General features: G+C 55.6%; 18 protein-coding genes and 1 pseudogene. 17 read left to right on the forward strand and 2 right to left on the reverse strand.

What is annotated here, in order from left to right; all coding sequences use genetic code 11:
• The first annotated feature begins 712 nt into the window (after positions 1-712).
• The 10 genes from rfbC (at position 713) to O4H31_RS17565 (ending at position 12900) form a co-directional block, all read left to right on the forward strand.
• Entirely contained in the window at positions 713-1282 is a 570-nt protein-coding gene (rfbC, locus tag O4H31_RS17520) for a dTDP-4-dehydrorhamnose 3,5-epimerase (RefSeq protein ID WP_269347888.1), read from the forward strand.
• Complete coding sequence (rfbB, locus tag O4H31_RS17525) at positions 1279-2316, forward strand: dTDP-glucose 4,6-dehydratase (protein ID WP_269347889.1); 1038 nt, start codon at positions 1279-1281, stop codon at positions 2314-2316. Before rfbC ends, rfbB begins: the two co-directional genes overlap by 4 nt.
• On the forward strand, positions 2313-3155 hold the full coding sequence (rfbD, locus tag O4H31_RS17530) for a dTDP-4-dehydrorhamnose reductase (protein ID WP_269347890.1): 843 nt from the start codon (positions 2313-2315) through the stop codon (positions 3153-3155). The genes rfbB and rfbD overlap by 4 nt, the downstream gene beginning before the upstream one ends.
• Complete coding sequence (gene rfbA / locus O4H31_RS17535; protein WP_269347891.1) at positions 3152-4024, forward strand: glucose-1-phosphate thymidylyltransferase RfbA; 873 nt, start codon at positions 3152-3154, stop codon at positions 4022-4024. The genes rfbD and rfbA overlap by 4 nt, the downstream gene beginning before the upstream one ends.
• A gap of 875 nt (positions 4025-4899) precedes the next feature.
• Positions 4900-5241 (forward strand): plasmid mobilization protein, encoded by a 342-nt coding sequence (locus tag O4H31_RS17540; protein WP_269347892.1) that lies wholly within the window; start codon positions 4900-4902, stop codon positions 5239-5241.
• A 1191-nt stretch (positions 5242-6432) separates the two neighbouring features.
• On the forward strand, positions 6433-6756 hold the full coding sequence (locus tag O4H31_RS17545) for a hypothetical protein (protein ID WP_269347893.1): 324 nt from the start codon (positions 6433-6435) through the stop codon (positions 6754-6756).
• 422 nt (positions 6757-7178) lie between these two features.
• Positions 7179-7490, forward strand: coding sequence for a hypothetical protein (locus O4H31_RS17550; protein ID WP_269347894.1), 312 nt, complete (start codon positions 7179-7181; stop codon positions 7488-7490).
• A 324-nt stretch (positions 7491-7814) separates the two neighbouring features.
• Entirely contained in the window at positions 7815-8765 is a 951-nt protein-coding gene (locus O4H31_RS17555) for a glycosyltransferase (protein WP_269347895.1), read from the forward strand.
• A gap of 24 nt (positions 8766-8789) precedes the next feature.
• Positions 8790-10745: an asparagine synthase (glutamine-hydrolyzing) gene (asnB, locus tag O4H31_RS17560; protein ID WP_269347896.1), complete on the forward strand. Its 1956-nt coding sequence runs from the start codon at positions 8790-8792 to the stop codon at positions 10743-10745.
• 241 nt (positions 10746-10986) lie between these two features.
• Entirely contained in the window at positions 10987-12900 is a 1914-nt protein-coding gene (locus tag O4H31_RS17565) for an acyltransferase family protein (protein WP_269347933.1), read from the forward strand.
• A gap of 109 nt (positions 12901-13009) precedes the next feature.
• Here O4H31_RS17565 and O4H31_RS17570 read toward each other — a convergent pair whose 3' ends face one another.
• A complete protein-coding gene (locus O4H31_RS17570; protein WP_269347897.1) occupies positions 13010-14152 on the reverse strand; it encodes a DUF4214 domain-containing protein in 1143 nt (380 codons plus the stop codon).
• A 917-nt stretch (positions 14153-15069) separates the two neighbouring features.
• On the opposite strand from O4H31_RS17570, the gene O4H31_RS17575 reads away from it, so the two are divergent.
• On the forward strand, positions 15070-15975 hold the full coding sequence (locus O4H31_RS17575; RefSeq protein ID WP_269347898.1) for a hypothetical protein: 906 nt from the start codon (positions 15070-15072) through the stop codon (positions 15973-15975).
• Positions 15976-16471: 496 nt separating this feature from the next.
• On the forward strand, positions 16472-17917 hold the full coding sequence (locus O4H31_RS17580) for a mannose-1-phosphate guanylyltransferase/mannose-6-phosphate isomerase (protein ID WP_269347899.1): 1446 nt from the start codon (positions 16472-16474) through the stop codon (positions 17915-17917).
• 1753 nt (positions 17918-19670) lie between these two features.
• Here the strand turns inward: O4H31_RS17580 and O4H31_RS17585 are convergent.
• Entirely contained in the window at positions 19671-20084 is a 414-nt protein-coding gene (locus O4H31_RS17585; protein ID WP_269347900.1) for a c-type cytochrome, read from the reverse strand.
• Positions 20085-20818: 734 nt separating this feature from the next.
• Here O4H31_RS17585 and O4H31_RS17590 point away from each other — a divergent pair.
• The 5 genes and pseudogenes from O4H31_RS17590 to O4H31_RS17610 form a co-directional block, all read left to right on the forward strand.
• Positions 20819-21013 (forward strand): Flp family type IVb pilin, encoded by a 195-nt coding sequence (locus O4H31_RS17590; RefSeq protein ID WP_269347901.1) that lies wholly within the window; start codon positions 20819-20821, stop codon positions 21011-21013.
• 98 nt (positions 21014-21111) lie between these two features.
• Complete coding sequence (locus tag O4H31_RS17595) at positions 21112-21459, forward strand: hypothetical protein (protein WP_269347902.1); 348 nt, start codon at positions 21112-21114, stop codon at positions 21457-21459.
• Between the two features lie 237 nt (positions 21460-21696).
• On the forward strand, positions 21697-21957 hold the full coding sequence (locus O4H31_RS17600) for a type II toxin-antitoxin system ParD family antitoxin (protein ID WP_269347903.1): 261 nt from the start codon (positions 21697-21699) through the stop codon (positions 21955-21957).
• A gap of 6 nt (positions 21958-21963) precedes the next feature.
• Complete coding sequence (locus tag O4H31_RS17605; protein WP_269347904.1) at positions 21964-22284, forward strand: type II toxin-antitoxin system RelE/ParE family toxin; 321 nt, start codon at positions 21964-21966, stop codon at positions 22282-22284.
• A gap of 104 nt (positions 22285-22388) precedes the next feature.
• Positions 22389-22630: pseudogene (locus O4H31_RS17610) on the forward strand (transposase); the annotation flags it as partial.
• Positions 22631-22656: the final 26 nt, after the last annotated feature.

A 22656-nucleotide genomic window follows, 5' to 3' on the forward strand; every position in this document is an offset into this window, starting at 1 on the left:
ACCAGAAGACACTGAGCAGCATCAGTAGGAAGAAAGCACGGCGCAAGTTTATATGCTTTGGACGGGGTATCGCTGCGCTCCTTACGGATTTCCGGCACAGGAAATTCTACCTGCCAGAAAGGTGATCTTGGCACTATGCCAAGATATGGACTGTTACATCAAACGGTTGGTCTCGCCAGCTTCAGGGTTTTGAGATCAGACGTGCTGCGCAGAACGGCACTCAAACATCACCGGTTCCCCACAACCTTATTCTTCATTGAAAAGCCAAAGACGCTTTTAAAGGTACCCATTTACAGGACTGAGAGAAGCGATCCGTACGTTGTTGAGGGTTTTCGGCGAGGGGGAAGACACACTTGAAGTGAGCTGGCGTAGGTTGATCCTTTGCCGGGTTCACACAAAACACGTAGATGGGTCCCTATACCGCCAAATACAGCACGATAGGACCAAAATCGAAGGCAAGCAAAAATACCTGCCGCGGCTCAGCAAAGAGCATGTAGTTGCGTTCAATTGATCAGCAAGCTTAAGCTGTTGCGCAAGTTATCGAAATGCTGAGCAGCCTAATGCCTCGTATGAGGTGCACAAATGTGCCGACCCAATTTATTCCGCCAAGCTCTTGTAGGAAGGCCGTGAGACGGCCAAACCGCACATGAGGCAAAGCGACGTTGGGGCCGGTACCGCGCCCGAAGGCTGCTGTAAGATCAGAGGTTCTACGATGCAGGTTGAAAAAACCGCCCTGGCTGGGGTCTTGATCCTCACGCCCGCCCGCCACGGCGACGCGCGCGGCTTTTTCAGCGAAAGCTGGAATGCCAAGACCTTGGCCGATGCCGGGCTTGATTATCACTTTGTGCAGGATAACCACTCTCTTTCTGAGGCGCCAAACACCCTGCGGGGCCTGCACTTTCAAACCCCGCCGCATGCGCAGGCAAAATTGGTGCGCTGTGGACGTGGCGCGCTGTTTGATGTTGCCGTGGACATTCGCCATGGCTCGCCAAGTTTCGGGCAATGGGTGGGCGTGGACCTCAGCTTTAAAAATGGGCGGCAACTGTTGATCCCGGCAGGCTTTTTGCATGGGTTCATCACCCGCGAGCCGATGACAGAAATCATCTACAAATGCACCGATACCTATGCACCGGACTGCGATGCGGCGGTCCGCTGGGATGATCCTGCGATTGGCATTGACTGGGGGCTTCAAGGACAAGCGCCGATCCTGTCTGAGAAAGACGCCAACGCGCCTTTGCTGTCCGAGATTGCTCCGCATTTTAGCTGGGAGCCCCCTGCATGAAGTTGCTTGTCACCGGCGGTGCCGGTTTTATTGGGTCTGCCGTGGTGCGACTTGCCTTGGCGCAGGGACATGCAGTGGTGAACCTCGATGCGTTGACCTATGCCGCCTGTCTCGACAACCTCGCGGAGGTTTCGGATCGGCCTGAATATGCCTTTGAGCATGCGGACATCCGGGACGAACAGGCTTTGGCCCGCATTTTCTCCGACCATGCCCCCGATGCGGTGCTTCACTTGGCAGCCGAAAGCCATGTCGATCGGTCCATCGACGGACCGGGCGCGTTCATCGATACGAATGTGACCGGCACCTATACGCTGCTGCAGGCGGCGCGGGCCTATTGGGAGGGGCGCGGCCGGCCCGATGGGTTTCGGTTCCACCATGTCTCCACCGACGAAGTCTACGGCAGCCTCGGGGCTGAGGGGTATTTCACCGAAGAGACGCCCTATGCGCCCAACAGCCCCTATTCGGCGTCCAAAGCTGCGTCTGACCATCTCGTGCGCGCTTGGGGTGAAACTTATGGTTTGCCGGTGCTGCTGAGCAATTGCTCCAATAACTACGGGCCTTATCATTTTCCTGAGAAGCTGATCCCGGTGGTTATCCTCAACGCGTTGGCGGGCACGCCAATTCCAGTCTACGGCGCGGGCGAGAATATACGCGACTGGCTCTACGTTGAAGACCATGCCGAAGCCCTGCTGACGGTTCTCACCAAAGGGGCAGTTGGGCGCCGCTATAATATCGGCGGCAACGCTGAGGCGCGCAACATCGATTTGGTGCATCAGATCTGTGCTCTTTTGGATGAATTGCGCCCCGCTAAGCAGGCTTATGCTGACCTTATCACCTTCGTCGCGGACCGACCTGGTCATGATGCACGCTATGCCATTGATGCCAGCCGCATACGCACCGAACTGGGCTGGCAGCCTTCTGTCACGCTGGAAGAGGGGTTGCGCCGCACAGTGACCTGGTACCTCGACAATCCCCGCTGGTGGTGGGCGCTGCAGGCGCGCGACGGGGTCGGGCAAAGGCTGGGCCGGGCATGAGCTTGCTTGTTTTTGGCGCCACCGGGCAGCTCGCCGTTGCGCTGCGCAGCCTCGCATATGACGCGCAATTTCTTGACCGGGCTGCGGCCGATCTAACCCATCCCGAAGCCTGCGCCGCGGTGATCCGTGCGACACTGCCCTCCGCGGTGATCAACGCTGCGGCCTATACGGGCGTAGACCGTGCTGAGGAAGAAGAGGCTCTGGCCAGGCTCATCAACGCCGAGGCTCCTGGGGCTATGGCACGCGCCTGCGCTGAACTGGACATCCCCTTTTTGCATGTTTCGACGGACTACGTCTTTGACGGCAGCGGACATAGCCCTTGGCGCCCTGACGATCCCATCGCTCCGATTAATGCCTATGGGCGCAGTAAAGCAGATGGCGAAGCGGCTGTGCGTGCGGCCGGCGGGCCCCATGCAATTCTGAGGACATCGTGGGTGTTCTCTGCGACGGGCAGGAATTTCGTGACCACGATGCTGCAGCTGAGCGAACGCCGTGATGTGCTGAAGGTGGTTGATGACCAGATCGGGGGGCCTACCCCGGCGCTGTCCATCGCGGAAACATTGCTGCAGATGGCGGGCGCGATGAAGGCAGGGCAAGGCGGCGGCACTTATCATTACGCGGGGGCACCTGCGACTTCGTGGAAATGTTTCGCGCGCGAAACATTTGCCACTGCGGATCGGGCGGTTGAGGTGGTTGGCATTCCGACCTCAGGTTACCCGACGCCGGCAAAAAGGCCGCTGAACTCTCGTCTTGATTGCAGCGCCCTGCAGAGGGATTTCGGTATCAGCCCTCCGGACTGGCGTTTGGCGCTGGAGGATATCGTGAAGGAACTGACATGAGCGCACGCAAGGGCATTCTGCTGGCCGGCGGGTCTGGCACCCGGCTGTACCCGATCACCTTGGGCATATCCAAGCAATTGCTGCCGATCTACGATAAGCCGATGATCTATTATCCGCTGTCTGTGCTGATGCTGGCGGGCATCCGCGAGATCGCCGTCATTACCACGCCTCAGGATGCGGATCAGTTCAAACGCAGCCTGGGCGACGGCGCCCAGTGGGGTTTGAACCTTACCTATATTGAGCAATCCAGCCCCGATGGGCTGGCGCAAGCCTACATCCTGGCCGAGGACTTCTTGAACGGCGCGCCTTCGGCAATGGTCTTAGGTGATAACATTTTCTTTGGGCATGGGTTGCCTGAAGCGCTGGCTGCTGCCGGTGACCGTGAAGAGGGGGGTACGGTGTTTGGGTACCGGGTTTCTGATCCGGGGCGCTATGGGGTTGTGGATTTTAATGCCGAAGGTCGCGTACGGGCGATTGTTGAAAAGCCCCGCGTGCCGCCCTCGAATTACGCTGTAACGGGGCTCTACTTTCTGGATGGAACTGCCTCTAGGCGGGCGCAAGCTGTAAAACCTTCAGCCCGGGGCGAGTTGGAAATCACTTCGCTTTTGGGGATGTATCTCGAAGACGACGCACTCTGCGTGCAGCAAATGGGCCGGGGGTTCGCATGGCTCGATACGGGGACCCACGGCAGCCTGTTGGATGCGGGCAATTTCGTGCGCACGCTCTCAGAGCGGCAAGGGCTTCAGGTTGGCAGCCCCGAAGAAATCGCTTTCAACAAGGGATGGATCGACGCCGAGCAACTGCGTCACCGGGCGGAGAGTTTCGCAAAAAACAGCTATGGCGCCTATCTCCTTCAGTTGCTGAAGTAGCTCTGCCAGGGTCTTTTGCACACAGGGGCGCGTGGAGCTTTTTACCCCTCCACCATGGGGCGGGCCGGCGGGCCATAGAAACTTTGCGATGCCTTCTATCGATCCCGCTTTTGCGAAGGAGAGAAAGGCTTGCGATAGATCGCTACGCGCGTCTTTGCGCCGACCTCCGAGCCGGGGGAGCTTGCCCCCGCCGCTCTGGAGGCTGTCATTGTCGAGGCCGCCTTCGGGCACATCCTTGCTGTCGCCAAGACGCGCGTCTTTGCGCCGTCACACCATGCCAAAAGCCTGGCGCGGCAGGCCAAGATCATCGGCGCATCCGAGAAGGAGGGCCTAGGGTCTCCCATTCACGCTCTCTATTTGCTGCCAAAATCTTTATGAACGTTGCGCCGGCTGCGGTGGCGCCGCGGGCAAGGCGTTTGTTTTTATGCGACACGTCGGCGCCCCCCTGCGCGCGCGCTTGAAGAGGAGACGGCTGCCTTGTCCGGGCGCATTGTCTGCTGCCACTGCACGCGCGTCTCAGTTCAAGATGCCATGGATTTCGATTTTGGTTTGCCCGGCTCATGTTGTCCGGGGATCAGGCTTTGGCGCCTTTTATATAAGAGTTTCGGCCAACCGTGGGCCTTTCAACGTTTCTGCTTGGAGCCGCCTTTTGCCCAGTGCGCGTACCCAACAGATGCGCACCGGTCCGCCGTTTGCGGCCCGTCCCGTGTTGTTCGCGACACGGACGTCGTCGGTGGGCGACCCAAATGGGTTATCCACATCTCTTGGGCGTACTGCCCGCGCTTTTTCTTTGGATCAGTTTTACCAGAACATAGTCTTTGAGACATGCCGACGATCAAGGCCCCCCGGTTGGGCCCCATTTGGAAAGAGCTATTATGCCGCCCTGTGACAAAACCAAGAGAGTTGAACGGCTGAAGGTTAATGTGTCTTCCGCAGAGAAAGAGGTGCTGATGCAAAGGGCGGCTGCCGCCGGTCGGAGTCTTTCGGACTATCTCAGACATGTAGGGCTTGGCGCCAGGGCAGGGGCCTCAGCGGTGCAGGTCCTGCAGTTGGTTGAGTTGCTCGATGAGGGGGTGACTCTGTTGGAGCAGATTGCACAGCATCAGGATGCACAGCAGAGCGACGGCTTGTTGGTCTTGTTTCAGCTGCAACGGATTGAGCAGCTTCTGGTGATGCTGGCACCGGTTCCTTTTGTTGCCCGGACATCCGCATGTTGATCGGTTGGTCGCCTCATCAGAGCTCTGCAGACCTGCATCAGCCGAGCTCTTATCTTCTTGACACTCAGGTGATGAAGACGGTCGGATCGCGGCGCGTCTTGGAGACCAGGCAGCCTGTTCCTGAGCTTCTGCTGGGCCGGCCCAGCATCGTACAGAGCGCGATTTCCGCGCTGCGGTTCGAGAAAAAATACCGCGTGGCGACTCTGTCATTTGCAGCCTCTGATATTGACGTCGCAGCTTTCAACGCGGGAGAGCGCTCTGCGCGCGGCCCGGTGGCGGGAGCTATCGACCTGTTCTTGGAAATGGCCTTTGCTGGGGTGCCGGAGCAAAACCGCCCGCCGGTTTTTGCGGGCACACATACGCACACGGGTCGCTTGGAAATCAACATTGTGATGCCGCGTTTTATCCGGATGGAAGCCGGAGAGTTGCGCAGTTTTAACCCGCATCCGCCGATGAAGGGGAGCCAAGATGCTTGGGATGCTTTGGGCGATTTTCTGAACGATGCCTTTGGCTGGGAGAACCCGCGGTCGCCCGACAAAGCGCGCGCCGTCATAGGGCCAGATTGGTTGGAAAAGCGGGTGGCGGCGGCGCGGCGGCACGCGGTTGAGTTCACCTCCTCCGAGCCAAAGCTTTTTATGTTGCAGGGGGCAAAGAGGATCGCCGGCAGCCGCCACGGCCGGAACCGGTCCAGCTTTCTGTCTTTGATGGCAAAGGTTACGGCGGCAGCAAAATATGACCTCGAGCCAAGGCCGGGGGGAGCGATCGCTTTGGTTTCAGAAACAGACCCGCATCCGCTTGTGTTGCGCGGCACATGTCTGGGCACAAAGGCTCCGAAGGCTGGGGTCCCGCCCAAGCCGTCGGTGGACAATGCTTTGTCGCAACAGTGGCGGCGGCGCGCGGCTTGGAATGCCTCCCATTATGGGAAAAGCGCTTGGGCCCTGGCCGAGCCCGACTGGGCGACGCGGGTCCAGGTGCCGCAGCTCGACGTGCCGTCATGCCATCCCGACGCGTCCCGACCCGCACAAGCACCGCACCGCTTTGCAACCGTAGCGCACCGCCTCACGACAAGCCTGCGCCGCCTGCGCAAGCACTTGGTGCGTACCACGGCCCTTGGCCTGATCGGGACCTGCCTCGCCACCTTTGACCGCTCGGCCTTGCGCCGCATCACAGCCAGATTGGAGACACTTTCTTATGACCACAGCACTCTACGACACACAGACCACAGCGCCTCTCGAGGTTTTGATGAAAGACCTTTGCATTCTTCTTCAGCAGGTGTTGGGGCAGCCGGCCGAGCGGGAGGTGGCTGGCCAGATCACGGCGCTGGTCTCGGAGCTGAGCGGCATTCGCACGGTGATGGAGCGGCACAGCCGCGCGCTCGAACAGGCCGCCCTGACGCTCAAAGAAGCACAGCCTGGGACAGGACAGCAGATATTGATGGGGCAGGAGCTGCAGGCGCTCTCCCAGGATATCGCTTGGATCAAAGCGCAGCTCTCGCAAGACGCCTTCGCGCCATAGATATGCTCCGGGCGCTGCGGAGCGCGGCACGGACTGCCTTTGCCCCGCACGACATCACCATTGGAAGAGGTCGTGAGGGGGGCTTTAGTGTCGCCGGGGCCGGGGGGAGGATTGTCTTCGCGCCATCTGGAGAGATCACAGGACTGGGCGCGTTATCCCAAGACAGCTATGCGCACTTTTTGTACGCGGTCTGCGATCAGTTGCAGCTCCCGCCGAGCGCGTTGCAGCCGATGGTAGAGAACGACAACGCAATCTCGCTGAGCTTATGAGCGCCGGGGGCACTCTGGGCTAAAGGCTGGGGCGGGTCGGAGGCGTTGAATGATGGGCGCTCACAAGGAGTGAGCTGCCGATCACGTGGGGTCGTCTGTAGCTGCAGCTGCTGGCGCGCCCGTGAAGTGCCCGGGACCCCGGGAGAGAGGGTGGTGTTTGTTTGGCTCTTTGAGGCTGCGCGAGAATGGGATTCTTCACAATCCAGTGGGGCACCGGCGTTTCAACAGCCGTCTTCGAAGCTCTACCGCTTGGCAACTTACACAAGTGAAACACGCACCGGCAAAGATCATATGACGAAGAATACGGATATGAACATGAAAGCGGCGCAGGCGGTCCTCGACTATTTGAGGGTGACCTTCCCCAAGCGCGTTTTGACGAACCCCGAGAAGTTCGACCGCTTTATGTTGGAGGCGACGGTGTTCATGGAAAACGGCCCCCTGGAGGTGCGCAAATTCGTGCGATGATGGACTTCGTATGATGTTTTTTATGCCGGCGCCTTGCCCGCTCTGCCTTCTCGGACCGTCTTGAGGCGGCATTGCTGTCCGGGGCGGCGATCGGCTGAATCGACGGTTTTCTCTAGGTGCGGCAGCCTAGCTTGAGAGATGCGCTAAAAGACATTGATGCAATGAATTCTTGCATTGCGGGGAAGTTCTTGCCCAGTATTGAGACCATAGATTTAAACCACAGAGTATCTGATCTGGGCCGATCTTTCGTTCGGAAAAAATAGTGTTTGGCGCAGGGGCTATGACGGGCCGGCAGGACTCATTTGTAAGAAAGCCTTAATTTTTATGAGCCGATTTGGCCGCCGCTATGCCCTGATTTCTCCTTGTCGCAACGAAGCAAGGTTCATCAAAAAGACGCTTGATAGCGTGATTGCACAGTCTGAGCTCCCTATGCTGTGGGTGATCGTCGACGATGGTTCGACGGATGGGACCAGGGAGGTTCTTACTGAATACAGTGCTCAATATTCTTGGATCAAGGTTGTCGAAAAGCCGGACCGGGGGCATCGGGCTGTCGGCCCGGGTGTCATTGAAGCCTTCTACGCGGGGCTTCGGACGCTCTCGTTAGATGCGTTTGATTATATCTGTAAGTTGGACGTCGATCTTGATCTGCCACCGCGGTATTTCGAGATTTTGATGGACCGGATGCAGGCGAACCCGCGCTTGGGCAGTGCGAGCGGCAAGCCTTATTACCGCGGCACGGGGGGGGCTTGGGTCAGTGAAAAATGCGGCGATGAGATGTCTGTGGGCATGACAAAATTTTACCGCACAAGCTGTTTTGAAGACATTGGTGGCTTTGTTCGTGAGGTGATGTGGGATGGGATCGACTGCCACAAGGCGCGCCAGCGTGGATGGATGGTGCGCAGCTGGGATGAGCCTGATTTACAATTCCATCATCTGCGGCCGATGGGGTCCAGTGAGAACAATATTCTAACGGGCCGTGCGCGCCACGGGTTTGGTCAGTACTTTATGGGGTCTGATCCACTCTATTTTACAGCCACGGCGCTGTTTCGGATGACGCGGTCGCCTTATGTCGTGGGGGGGGCTGCGATGCTGTATGGATATGCGCGGGCCTGGTGGACTGGGGCGCGCCAGTTGGATGATCCTGAGTTGCGCGATTTTATCCGCGCTTATCAGCGCCAAGCGCTGCGACAGGGTAAATCAAAGACAATCGCGGCCATCGAAACACGGCAAGAACCTCACTGGGGTGTGCAACCGCAGTCTGCCGTGGAAAAATAACGAATAGACGAGGCGCCCGCAGGTATGTGTGGATTAGTAGGTTTTCTCGGCCCCCCGCGTGCGGAGGGCGAACGGCGGTTGGCGGCCATGACGGAGCGCCTCGCCCACCGCGGACCTGATTCAAGTGGACTATGGGTGGACGCCGCCGCCGGTGTCGGGCTGGGCCATGCCAGGCTGTCGATCGTTGATTTGTCCCCCTCGGGGCATCAACCGATGGCGTCAAACTCAGGACGTTATGTCCTCGTGTTCAACGGAGAGATCTACAATCATCTGGACCTGCGCGCGGAGCTTGAGCAAAGCGGCCGTGCGCCGGGTTGGCGGGGACATTCTGACACAGAGGCCCTGATCGCGGGATTTGATGCCTGGGGGGTGGCCGCAACGGTCTCGCGCGCCATTGGTATGTTTGCCTTTGCCGTCTGGGACCGCGAGACACGCCAGCTTATCTTGGGCCGGGACCGCATGGGAGAGAAGCCGCTTTATTATGGCTGGCAAGGGGAGGGGTCTCATAGAACCTTCTTGTTCGGCTCGGAGCTGCGCGCGCTGCAAGCCCATCCTTCTTGTGGCGCCGAGATCGACCGAAACGCGGTCGTGCAGTTTATGCGCTATGGACATGTCAGCGGCACGCCCGCGATCTATGCGGGTCTTTCCCGGCTGACGCCTGGGTGTTTGGCGCAAGTGTCTCTTGATCATCCCGACGTTGTGGTGACGCCCTACTGGTCGGCCGTTGAGGCGGCACAGCAGCCAAAACGAGAAGATACCCCCCTGGAGACGATTGATGCGTTAGATGCGCTTTTGCGCGATGCTGTCAGCCGCCAGATGCTGGCCGATGTGCCGCTTGGGGCTTTCTTGTCTGGTGGCATCGATTCATCGCTCATCGTGGGGCTCATGCAGGCGCAGTCAGAGCGGCCCATTCAAACCTTCACTATGGGGTTCCGCGAGCCGCGCTATAACGAAGCCGCGTTTGCCGCGCATGTGGCGGCCCATCTTGGCACTGAACATACCGAGCTCTATGTCGAAGATGCAGACCTGCGAGACGTCGTACCAATGTTGCCCGACATTTATGATGAGCCTTTCGCAGATGCCTCACAAATCCCGACCTTTTTGGTCTCCAAGCTCGCCAAAGGCAGTATCAAGGTCGCCCTGTCGGGGGATGGCGGGGATGAGCTGTTTTGCGGCTACGATCGCTACCGGCAGGGTGCGGCTTTGATGCGGCAGTTGGGTGTTGTGCCAAAGCCCTTACGTGGCGCCTTGGGGGCTGCGACGCAGGCAATTCCGGCACGGTTTTGGGATCAGGCGCTAGCGCCGTTGCGTCGGGTGCCGGTTGGAAAAGAGCCAAATGGGCAATGGACGCACAGGATGGCAGATTATGTTTCCAGTACGTCGATTGAAGACTTGCACCAGAAACTGGTCTCCCGTTGGCGCCGACCAGAAGATCTGGTGCCAGAGGGGCGGGAGCCTCAGTGCTTTTTGAATGGGCTTGCGCCTCCAACGCAGGACGAAAGCGCTGCTGAGCGGATGATGCTGCTAGATCAGCTCACGTATCTTCCAGATGGAATTTTGACGAAGGTAGATCGGGCGGCGATGCATGTTTCTCTGGAGACGCGAGCGCCGTTATTGGATCACAGGGTCGTGGAGTTTGCAGGCCGTCTTCCTATGTCGATGAAGCTGCGGGACAATAAGTCCAAGTGGGCGCTGCGGCAGGTGCTCTATCGCTATGTTCCTGCGGCGTTGATTGAGCGGCCCAAGATGGGATTTGAGGTGCCGGTGGGCATCTGGTTGCGGGGGCCGTTGCGGGACTGGGCCGAAGATTTGCTGTCTGTGTCACGCCTGCATGATAGCGGTTATTTAGATGTTAATCTGGTGAGGCAAACATGGGCCGAGCATCTCTCGGGCCGTTTTAACTTCGGTCTGCAACTGTGGAATATACTTATGTTTTTATCGTGGCAGAGAAAAAACAGTCATCTGTCTGGGCCGGTTTAGGGAGAGAAGGGGCCGTTCGGTTCTGAAAGCCTTTGATTGCAAAGAAAGGTGAAAGCTTGTCTTTTTCGCCATTCTGGCCAAAAGCGGTGATGGCGATACCATTTGAAGCTAACCTATAGCGTGGTGATCAGCATGAGCGGAAAAGTTGCGCCTTCATGTGATAGCTGACATGAGTAATATTTTACCGTAGCATTTTGGGGTTAGTTTTTCCAAACCCGGGCAGGATAAAATTAAAAAAAGTATATATAGACCGGACGTCGATGGGCTTCGTGCCGTCGCGGTGATGGCGGTTATTGCTGGGCATGCCTTTGAGGAGTGGTTTCCAAGAGGCTATCTCGGCGTAGATGTTTTCTTTGTTATATCAGGTTTTGTCATAACGCTTTCGCTTGTTTCCAGGACGAGCGCATCGTTTGGGGCCTTCTTCGCGGCCTTCTCTTTAAGGCGGATCAAAAGGCTTCTTCCGGCTATGCTGGTGTGCATCGGTCTCACCTGCGCTATCCTCTTGCTCATTGACTCGGCGCCTAAGGCATCTTTGCGCACAGGCGCCGCAGCACTGTTTGGCGTTTCTAACTTTTCGCTATATTTTCAAGAGCTTGATTACTTCTCGCCATCGATCCGATACAACAGCTTCACCCATACTTGGTCCCTAGGGGTCGAAGAGCAGTTCTATCTCTTGTTCCCGCTTTTATTCTGGTTTGCCTACAAGCCATCTTGGACCCAGGATGTGCCGCGGTTTCTCTTCGTTATCCTGTCGCTTAGCGTGCTGTCGTTGCTAGGGTTTGTCGTTTATCAGGCCAGCGCCCCCATGGCTGCGTACTATATGATGCCCTTGCGCTTTTGGGAGTTGGGGATCGGTGTGGCCTCTGCCGCAATTCTCTACCACCGCCCTGACATGTTGCAAAATGCGGGGCGGTTCTTACCGGCGCCGATCTTGATTGCCGCCATGACCATGGTCTTCATCGTGCCTTTGGGCGGTGCGTTCGTTGGCCATATCTTGATCGTGGCCTTGACCACTGCGTTGCTTTTTGTCGGCGTCAAGAATGAGGATCAGACCCGTCTGCTGACGAATAGGCCCGCGCGATACGTGGGCAATATTTCTTATTCTTTGTACCTCTGGCACTGGCCATTTTTGGCGTTTGGCCTTTTGGCCCCCTATAGTCTCTGGGCGAACCCTGTGGTGAGCATATGCAGCGCATTTCTTGCCGCTATCTTATCCTACCACTTTGTGGAACAGCCCTTTCAAAGGGTTAAAACGCCCCAACCGAAGCTTTGGCATTTTGCAGGGGCCTTTGCATCTGTCCTATGTGTGATTGCTCTTGTTGCAGCGGGGAACTCTTATCGCAAATCTTCGGGGGGCTCTCGTATCGAAGCTGCGATGCACCCGGAATTCTTGGCCCTGCCGGGCAGTGGTCTGCCCTTTAATCCCACTTGCGTCGTGGATGGACGCGGCAGACAGCTAAAGCCCGATACGTTCGAAAATTGCACTTTTGCCCCCCTGGCTCGCGAGGAAAGAACGCTCTGGGCAATGGGCGATAGCCATGCAGGCCATCTGCAAGGTGCCTTGCTCAGGCTGCGGGAGGATTACGGCTATGGCGTCCATTTGGTTGAGACGCCTGGAAAAAGTTTTCCTGTGGTTGAGGCCGGCGGCTTCGCGCCCCGCTTGAAACTTTTTCAGGAGGTACAGCGCAACTGGAAGCCTGGAGATATTGTCGTCTTATCGCGCCTTTACTTCTCGCGCACCGATCCGTTGAGTGTCCGCCAGACATTTGGCAGATGGATTGAGGAGGTCGGCCTCTTTGCGGACGAACTGGAGCGTCTTGGCATTGGTCTGCTCTTGGTAGGCCCGCCCCCCATGTTCATGTTTGAAGACATACGTGCCTGTGTTCCTGACGATGAGCTTAGTTGTTCAATAGACCGCAGCAGGCTGGAGGAGCTGACCGATGTTGTACACCGTGACCTCAGCCGTCTTGCAGGCAAGCATGAGAACGCTGAGTTTATAGATATATTTTCAAAGCTTTGTCCCCCGACTTCGAAGGTCTGTAGTCCAAACCAAGATGGCTATTTTCTATTTCGAGACCGGGACCATCTGAACGTCGAAGGAGCGGCGCAGATATCACAGCATCTTCAGACGGCTATCGAGGCGCTAGAGAAATAGGGGGGGCGCGTTCCTGTAAAAGGGGAAGGGCAGTCACCGCACGACCCTGCTCGGGCGGTCTCATGATTGGAGGGAATGCATAGGGGGCGGCTTTGGCCTCGCGGGCCCATCAGACATACCAGATACCGTCGTCCACAGCGCCGGCGACTTTGAGGATGTTTTCCTGGGAGTCGGTAAAATGCTGAAGGATCATAGGCCGGCTGAGGCCGTTTTCTTGCTGCTCGCTCCAAAAATCAAAGCCTGCTTGATCGGGGTTTCTGTCGAGAACGTTGTTGTAGAGCGAGCTGAGAAAGGCGTCATCTTGCAGGCTTTCAGGGTTTCCGTATCTCCCCTCGAACTCTTCGGATCCGATAAAGTATCTCGCCATTTGCTGTAGGGTAATTGTCCCTGCATCGAAATGCCGAAGCCAAAACCCCAGGCCTTCAGGGTCGGGGGCGCGATCAAAGGCTGCTTGATATAACCGGAACGTCGTGCCGGCCGTACCGCTGGTATCGAACGCGAGATACCCGTCATCGAACTGTAGCCGCTCAACGTTCTTTAGGGTGTGCGTAATGCCGGAACCTGAGGCGTGGACGCTAATATTGAGCTGGTTGTCATCGGTGATCGCGTAAAGCTCTGAGGTGCCATTGAAGCGAACGGTATCAAGCCCTGCAAATCCGTCTATAACATCTGCCCCTTCTGTCGCGGTGAACATATCGCTTTGAATGCTTCCAGCTGTTCTTGCCCCATAGATGATCTGGGCTCCTTCGATGTCATGTGCTGTCAGGCCAGATACCTTTTCCAAGGTTGGGTACATGAGGGTGTTAGGATCATCTGTATGTAGTAAGCCCATGGTGTGGCCGATTTCATGCAGGGCCGTCGCGTAAAAATTTAAGTCACTGGTCGTAGGGGTTTTGCTTGTGGACCAGCTTTCTGCGAGATCAAACCGGATTTCGGCTTCTGTGACGCTGTAAAGAGATGTCGTTGTTTTGCTCAGTTGAGACTTGGCATTGCCGATCACCCCATAGGCTCCATCAATCGCATCCCACCCCAAGCGTAAATTGCTTTGTGAGCCATCAACCACTTCGACAAAATCAATGTTTGCAACGTTCTCCCATGCCTGAAACGCATCGCGTATGAGCCCTTGGTAAAGGGGGTTTGTGATCTGTCCGGTGAAGGCGACCCCGGTGGTGGCAAAGCTCCAGTTTACGATACCTCCTGCATGACCCTTCTCGCCGTGGCCCCATTTGTAGTCGCTCAAGGTATAGCTCATGTAGGATCGCTCTCTTGCAGGTGGGATGCTGTTCTCATGGAGAAAGGATAGCCAATAAGGCTGAGTGCGCATAGCAGCCGGAGCAGCTGTGTGCTATTTGGAGGCTTCATTACTGTGCCACCAGCGTTCAGGCAAGTGATCTCAATGAGGTGCAACCGGTGAGCGTTTTTGCGCTTGCCGCTGCTCTCGTTTCTAGCTGTGAGCGGAAGTAAGAACAGGAAATGGGTTGCCCCATTTCCTGTTCCAGTGTGCCCTTGGAGCGCACGAGGTAAAACCGCTTAGGGCATTACGGAGCCCTTAAAACCTTATAACGTGCAAAATGCCAGTAAGATTTGGAATTTCCAGTTGATGGTCAGGCGTTCCCCACACTGTCGGACCATAGAATCAATATACTTTTCCTGCAGCAGGTAGGCTGGGCGGCATCGCGCCATTCTGGCGTGGACCACTCGAGGCTACGCCGCGCAAAACGATAAGGTTTCTCGAATGGCGCACCTAAAGAAGAAAGCGGTGATTGGGGAGCAAATGCCGCTAGAATGCAGTTAGGGGCCGACGGCGCGAACGAGCATGCACCATAGCCGCGCATTGACGCCCCATACATCGATGCCGCGACGCGGATGCTAAATAGACCTTGATCTCGTAATGCGACCAGGTGGTTGAAGCGTTCGATCGAACCGAACCAGTCGCTAGCCTTGATTAACACCTTGAGCGCCCCCCTATCCGAACTCTCGTAGTGCGGGCAAAATTTGAGACGCAGCAGGCCGCTAAGGCCGAGACAGATAACTGGCCTGCGTGAAAAAGCTGTCGTTCCAAGGAAGCGTCTTTATACTCCTTTAGGAGCACTTAAGGCGCTTATTTCTTCAGATAGCGAGCTCGTTGCGTATGGTGCACTATTGGCTCACCTTTTAGGGGAAGAAACCATGTCCGAACATCGCAATTCCGTCCACGCTTTTGGGACGGCCGATGCCAAGGCGATGCAAAGCAGAGCGCGAACAACCCTGATACATCTGATTGCTCTTATGGAGGCGGAGTTTTTAGAAGAGGGGCAGCTTCAAAGCCTGCCGGACAGCATGCGCCCTAAGCAGTGCTTAAAAGACCTCCCCAGCAATTGGTTTTCCAAACCTATAGGTCGTGTGGATTGGGCCGCCCTGGAGGGGGAAGCGAAATCCACCATTGCGGATTATCAAGATCTTCTTTTTTGCCTGCACGCGGTGCGGCAATTTAAACTCAAGGCAGCCGAGATATATGCCCCGATCGGCGTGAGGGAAAGCACGCCTGCCGTGTTTAAAGAACAGCTGCAGGGTGAAATCCACAAGTTGCGGTCGGCTATTGTCAGGATCGCGTTACGTGCATGCGCCAACTCAGATGAGATGTTGCCAGAGGCAATGAAAGAAGGCGGCTCTGGACAGGTTAGAGATTATGCTCGGGGCCCCTATTCCTACCAGATCAAGAGCAGTGCTCGGGATGTCTCCCTTGATCGATGGGACCATGGCGACGAGCTTTCGGTGCCAGCTGAGTGCTGCGCCTTAGGCTGCATACCCCGGCTGGTGGTCTTCGATGCGAGGGGGCCTTTTGCCCTGAATGACTTGGTAAGGGCTTACGAGACCCATGGCGGGGAGGTTTTTCTGGGCGAAGCCGCATGGGCACATGTTACCGAGCACGCAAGTAAAAACCTGCGGATTTGCATCAACCGTTACTGCCGTGACCCTTTGTCTTTGATCTCCCTGACAAGGCATTTTGCAACCTCGACGGGGATCGTGGACGCAGCGTCTAAAGCCGCCGTCGCCCCCAAGTGGGCGAGAATGGCGGTTATGGGACGTTGCTAAGCCTGCTTTCGGGGCTTTTATGCAGACAATAGGTCCTTTCGCCTCAAGCACGACAAGAGCGGCAGCGAAGAGCGTGCCCAGCCAAATTAGGCGAGGGTGGTATTGCTTTTGCGCAACCATTTATGGCCATAGCGGCGTGCGGGCGGCCCAACGTTGACACGATAAGCGCCCATACCGGAATGTTGCGAAAAACGAATAAGGGCAGTCGATCATGAAATTGTATTTTGCAGGGCTTTTTCTATGCGCTGTTCTGGGGGGGTGTGGCGGCACCGCGCCCTTCGGTGAGGCAATCGCACAGGGATGATTTTAGGTTTCCGGTCATACTTTTGAGCCAGGTCCTGCAACATTTTCTTCTCTCGATCCCGGCGTCCAGCACTGACGTCAAGGACCTAAAAGCTTCCACTGGTTGGAAAGGGGGCTGTAGGAAACCTATGATTGATTTATGGCTGGCCCGCGTGCCAATCACTCCTAATCTGCCAGTTCTAAGGATATTTCCATGACCCATATTGTTCACCCGGTGCTCTTGGCTGGCGGCTCTGGAACCCGGCTTTGGCCCTTGTCGCGCAAAAGCTACCCTAAACAGTTCGCCAAGCTAATGGGAGAGAATAGCCTGTTTCAGGCCTCTGCGCAGCGGCTGAGCGGAGCGGGTTTTGCGGCACCGGTGGTCCTGACGGGGGCAGATTACCGATTTGTCGTCACAGAGCAGTTGGCCGCAGTAGAGATTGCGCCCGCGGACATTCTTATTGAGCCAGAAGGACGCAACACTGCCCCTGCTATTTTGGCAGCTGCCTTGAGCCTGGCTGCGCGTGCCCCCGAGGCACTGATGCTCGTGGCACCTTCTGATCACGTCATCCCTGACACGGCGGCCTTCCGCGCAGCCGTGCAGTCAGCGACCGCCGAGGCCCAAGAGGGCCAGCTTGTGACTTTTGGCATTCGCCCTGACCGTGCGGAAACCGGATATGGTTGGCTAGAGATGAGCAGTCCAAGCGTAGATTTTGCGCCAAAGCCGCAACCGCTTAAAGGTTTTGTGGAAAAACCCGACCGTGCCACTGCAGAAGCGATGTTGAAGGGGGGGCAGCACCTGTGGAACGCAGGTATTTTCCTGTTCTCGGTAAAATCTATCATCGCAGCTTTTGAAGCCTATGCGCCTGACATGCTGGCTCACGTGCGGGCGGCCATGGACCAGGCTGAGCAAGATCTCGGCTTTACCCGGCTGTCGCCGGAGGCTTGGGCGCAGGTTGCGGAAGACTCAATTGACTATGCGATCATGGAGAGGGCTGAAAATCTTACAGTGGTGCCTTACGGAGGCGCTTGGTCGGATTTGGGGGGCTGGGATGCCGTTTGGCGCGAAACCGGGCCCGACGAGTCTGGTCTGGTGGTGTCGCAGTCGGCGACGGCGATTGATTGTCATGATACATTGCTGCGTGCAGAAGATCCGCAACAACATCTTGTTGGCATTGGGCTGCGCGATATTATTGCGGTGGCAATGCCCGATGCGGTGCTCGTGGCCCACAAAGACCGTGCACAGGACGTCAAAAAAGCGGTCGCTGCTTTGAAGGCTAAGGGGGCTACCCAGGCGGAGACCTTGCCGCGCGACTACCGCCCGTGGGGATGGTTCCAAAGTCTTGTGGTGGGTTCACGGTTTCAAGTTAAGAAGATTTCGGTGCACCCTGGCGCTGCGCTTAGCCTGCAAAGTCATCACCATCGCTCTGAGCACTGGATCGTGGTGGAGGGTACAGCCAAGGTAACCATCGGGGATGAGGTAAAGTTGGTGAGTGAAAACCAGTCGGTTTATATTCCCTTGGGGGCCACACATAGAATGGAGAACCCCGGCAAAGTGCCGATGGTTTTGATTGAGGTTCAGACGGGGAGCTATCTCGGCGAGGATGATATTATCCGCTATGAGGATGTCTATGCGCGCGGACAGGGTGCGAAGGGCTGACGACAAAGTGGATTTCTTTCTGATCCTCTCTGAGCGTTTCTAGGGGTAGCCTGTGGAGAGCAGGAACCAAGGGCTGCCCATAAATTTTAGCGAGAGACGTGCGCTGTTTAGCGTCGCTGGCAGCTTTACGCAGTTCGCTCCGGTGGGTATAGTAAGCGCTATTAGTTGTTAGGAAATTCCCGATGGTCCGAACTATTTTAGTTAGTAAATATATTCAGATTCAGGGCGCTTTTGTTCGTGCCTTGGAGAATGGTAACATTATTGTATCTACTGGAAACGGTCAGTTTGAAGGTCAGCCGGTCGGCATTGAACCTAAGACCTCTTCACATGTAGTGCTTGCAGTCTCCTAAAACGCCGATGTGCCCACAGGGGCGCATTTCGCCGGTTGCTGGATCGCGCATCAGGGGGAGTTCCCCTTTTTCGTAGGAGGCGCAAGCTGAAAGGAGCAAGGCCGACATAAGGATAAGGAGCTTCATTTAATGACTTCTTTGATATGTTTCCAAAGCGCCGGATGTCTTAGACAGTCTAGGCTTCTATACAAGTTTACCGTTTGAGCGTCCAAAGGAAAGTTAGCGCTCAAACTGTGGGTTGCACCAAGCTCCCCCCACGTTTGCGTCAGTGCTTGTAGCTTGGATAGGCTTTTGGCCCAGGTCATTCGAAACCCGCCGGGGCATCTTTGCAAGAAACATCTATGATTGAATGGGGGCATGTAAAAAGAGGTGCCAAAGCGAACAAACATGACACTTGGAGAGGCGCCTCTAGAGCAAGCAACGCTAGCAGAGGTTCTAGGGTGTTTGGAAGACATGAGGGCGGAAGATATTTCTTGTAGTCCGCGTTTGGCAGGCAACATTATGTCAGATGCCGCTCTTGTGATCCGTGCGCTTGCGGATCGGGCGGGCATTAGCCTTGAACAAAAGGAGAGATCCGAGTGACGATTGGGTGTTCTGCGGTGGGGTTTATGGCGTCAGTGGTTTTCAATAGCGGTTATGAATAGGTAGCGTGTATTGTGCTTTTCATCGCTTTGATCTCGGCGCTCGCTTAGCCATAGGGGAGAAGAAGATGGCGCGGCTAACTTGGAAAGAGTCTGACAGGGCGCAGGGAGCAAAATCCTGGTTGCTTCGACCTCTCTGTTGGGTTTTCGGTCACGGCTTTTATCAGGCAGATAACGAAACCTGGGTTGATGCCACTTTGATATGCCCCAGGTGTGGGCAAAGACATTCTCGGTAGGGAGCCTTATGCACGCATTCTTGGCCTCTCTTGAGCAATGCATAGAAGGTGAGAACAGGCATGCTGCGATCTGTCTTACCCTTGTTTTGCCTGAGATGGCTGGTGCTGTTGAAAGTCCACAGCTTGAGCCGCGCCAAAGGTATTCTGAGTGGTTTGATCGGTGGGTTGGAGGGAAGTATCGAACAAGCCTCTTATCGGGGCCGCGTACATTTTTGTCTGGGAGCGATTGCTATGCGTTGAAATGCGCGATGCTTTATCAAGGCCTAGAAGCCAACGCCACGTGGCCACATGCCAGTGCGAATGTCCTCAGCCGGTATGCTTTTGTCTTAGATTCTGAGGCGCATTGCACCCATAAGAACCGAGTTCTCCAGGTGTCCCTAGACCTTTTCTGTCGCGATGCCCTGGCGGGGGGGAGAGCGTGGCTGAGCGCTATCGAAAAAGACTCGCGTAAAGCCGCCCGACTGAAGCAGGGCCTAAATTTGCAGCCTTTCAACGAACAATAGAGGCATTCGGGATGCCGCGCATTTTAACGCTGGATGCTTTCCAGATAGACAAGCAACCCCGCCAGGTCCCGCGGCGTGGGCGTTAGAATGCCATTTATCTCGACGGGCACCGTATCGTTTGCCATTGCCCCGCCAAATTGTGGCATAACGCGGCCCAAGTCGCGCTGCTCTGGGTGGCCATAAATATAGCTCAATGCCCATGCACGCGGAAAATTCCCGCCATTCTTGCGGGCCAGAAGCGTCAAATCTGTAGGGGATGCATCGAGTTCTTTAGCTAAAGGCCCGTTTCCTCGCCCTGACATTCCATGACACGAAACGCAGTTTTCAGCGTAGAATTTGGCACCATCAGGCGCTTCAGGCATTGAGGGTACTGTGCAAGCCGCGATCACAACGCCGATGGCGGCCAGTAGGAATAAAGGGGGTTTGAATGATGACATATCTACTCCTTATGGATCGGTTATAAGCAAATACGCTCAAGGATCCAGGGTGTTTGGGCGAAGGGCGCTTGGCGTTGGGTTTTCTTGTGTTGCTTGCTTGGCGCGTCGACATCTCGCTGTGCAAAACGCTGGCCATTTTGGACTGCGGTAACGCATGAATGACGACGGATATGCCTTTATCAAATGTCTTCAAGGAAAAATGGGGCGGGAAACATACCTCCTTCGCACCGGCCTGGCCAAGGGTTCTTCGCCTTCATCTGGCGATCCCTCTGTACCTCGAACGTGATCGAAGGCCTGAACTGTGGAAGCCAAAAAACGATAAGAACACGGGGATCGTTCCCCACCGAGGACGCCCGCTACGCAGCGGGGCAGGACGTGTTCCGACTACATCGAGGTGTTTTACAATCCGATGAGAAACCACACAAACAGTGTCATGCTGTCCCCGGTTGATTATAAATGAAGCAGCAGAAAATGAATGAGGCAAACGTCTAAGAGACTAGGCGGCGCCTCATGCCCTGAGCTCAACAAGATGCGCAGCTCAAGTATCCCTCACACAATGCTTCTCTACGGCGAAAATGCTCAGCATGAGATCCTGTAGAGGCCTTCCTTTGCATCAAGGATGGGTTGCCTAGTTTATGCCACAATATTAACAACACATTTCCCTTGCGCGACAATATTTCGACATGACCCCAGGCTATAAAGATTCACAGAAGGTCATAGAAAAGGAATGCACCATGAACTTTGCTCTTAAGATGAAACGTTTCTCCCGTGATGAAGACGGCGCCGTTACAGTAGACTGGGTTGTTCTCACCGCAGCTATTGTCGGCTTGGCGGTTGTGGCTTTCAACACGATTGGAGACGGTACTGAAACCCTTGTCGAAGGAATTGCGGCTGACCTTGCATCAGTAGCGCCAGAGGAAGCAAATTAATAAACCTCAGGGTTGGCATCTCTCAATGCTAGGGCGTCTCTCCCTCCAAGGAGCGCCTGCTTCCCTGAAAGGCCACGCTAATTCAAGTAGCGTGGCCTTTGATATTTGATACTTTGGCTAAAAATGTAACTTTTCAAAGTAATAAGCTGTGCCTTTATGAAGCTTTCCCCGAGCGAACTCACTCAAAAGTAGAGAAATTAGCCTCCAAAAGCTTTTTCCCTCAAGGCTGGGCATTTTATGGGTCCGATCCGTCACATAAGAAGAGCAGAATTATGAAATTCGACTTTCTACCCGGTGAGAGTGGTGCAGTAACGTTCGAGTGGATTGTCCTAACTGCCGCTCTCATTTTCCTCACAGTCCTAATGCTTTCGACCATTGAAACCGCAGCATTAGACGCAACAGCAGGCACAACGACCAAAATGAACACAGTGGGATCAGGCGGTTGATCCGAGGTATGGCTGGCTTGTAGAAGGTTAGAAGTTGGCTTCGGCAATCTCTTCTCCCCCGTCGAAGAAGTCCGCCTCACGGACATTAAAAAATGGCGCAGCGCGACGGCGAGTTCGCACGCATAAGACTTCCCTCCTGAGCGTGGCTCATAGTTTTTGCGCGCTGAAACTGCCTCGATGACGTTGACCCTTTCTACCATCCAGTGGTATGACTTGTTCACGAAAAGGGGCTGCTCAATGACCGTAAAAACTACGCTTAGCTTTACTGACCGTCATCACAAGTTCCTTATGGCCAAGGTCAAACAAGGGGCATTTGCTACCGCAAGCTCAGCTGTTGCCGCTGCAATCGAGCAACTTATTGAAGACGAGGTGCAACGAGAAAATGCACTACAAGCCGTCTCATCTGCAATTTCCGAGAGAATGGAATTGGCAAGATCAGAGTTCGCTTCAGGTGAAGAACTCTTCCGCAGCGCTTTTCAGCGCATAAACGTGGATTAGATTTTAGTGACATACAAGATAAGGTTTCACCCTGAGGTGGCCACTGATCTGCAGACAATTGCCGAAATTATCGCTGACCATTCAGGAAACACTGAAGCAACGCATAAGCTAATACAAATTCAAGAAACTGCATTCAGTCTTGCTGGGAACCCTGAGAAGGGAACCGCTCAAAGCGAATCTGGCGTCGCCGTAAGGGTAGTCCCGGCTGGACGCAAAGGTATCGTAGTCTTCGAGATAGACAAAAATACAACAACAGTTTTCGTGCTCGCAGTTGCTTACGGCGGCACAGAGTGGATTTCTGGAAGCGAAAGCGCAAAGAAAAACTGATACAAATATGAAGTTCAATTAATCTGATTGGGACTGACCTGCCCTCCCCCGCGAGATCTCTCACCGTGATGTAGAGTCTGCACCAACACTGAAGGAGCAGACAGATGGGAAAGAGCCGTTTCACCGAGGCGCAAATCATTGGGATGATCAAGGATCAAGAAGCCGGAGTGCCGACCGCGGAGGAGTCCCACAGGCATGGCTTGAGTGTTGCGACATTCTGCAAACTCAAGGCTAATATGATGGCATGGAGGTGTCTGAGGCGCCTAAGCTGAAGGCGCTCGAGGATGAGAGCGCCAAGCTCAAACGCCTGCTGGCTGATACCATGCTGGACAATGTCGTGCTGGAACGCAAGGGCAAGAGCATGAACGAGTT

It is taken from the genome of Sulfitobacter dubius (genome assembly GCF_027214245.1).
Lineage (GTDB): Bacteria > Pseudomonadota > Alphaproteobacteria > Rhodobacterales > Rhodobacteraceae > Sulfitobacter > Sulfitobacter dubius_A.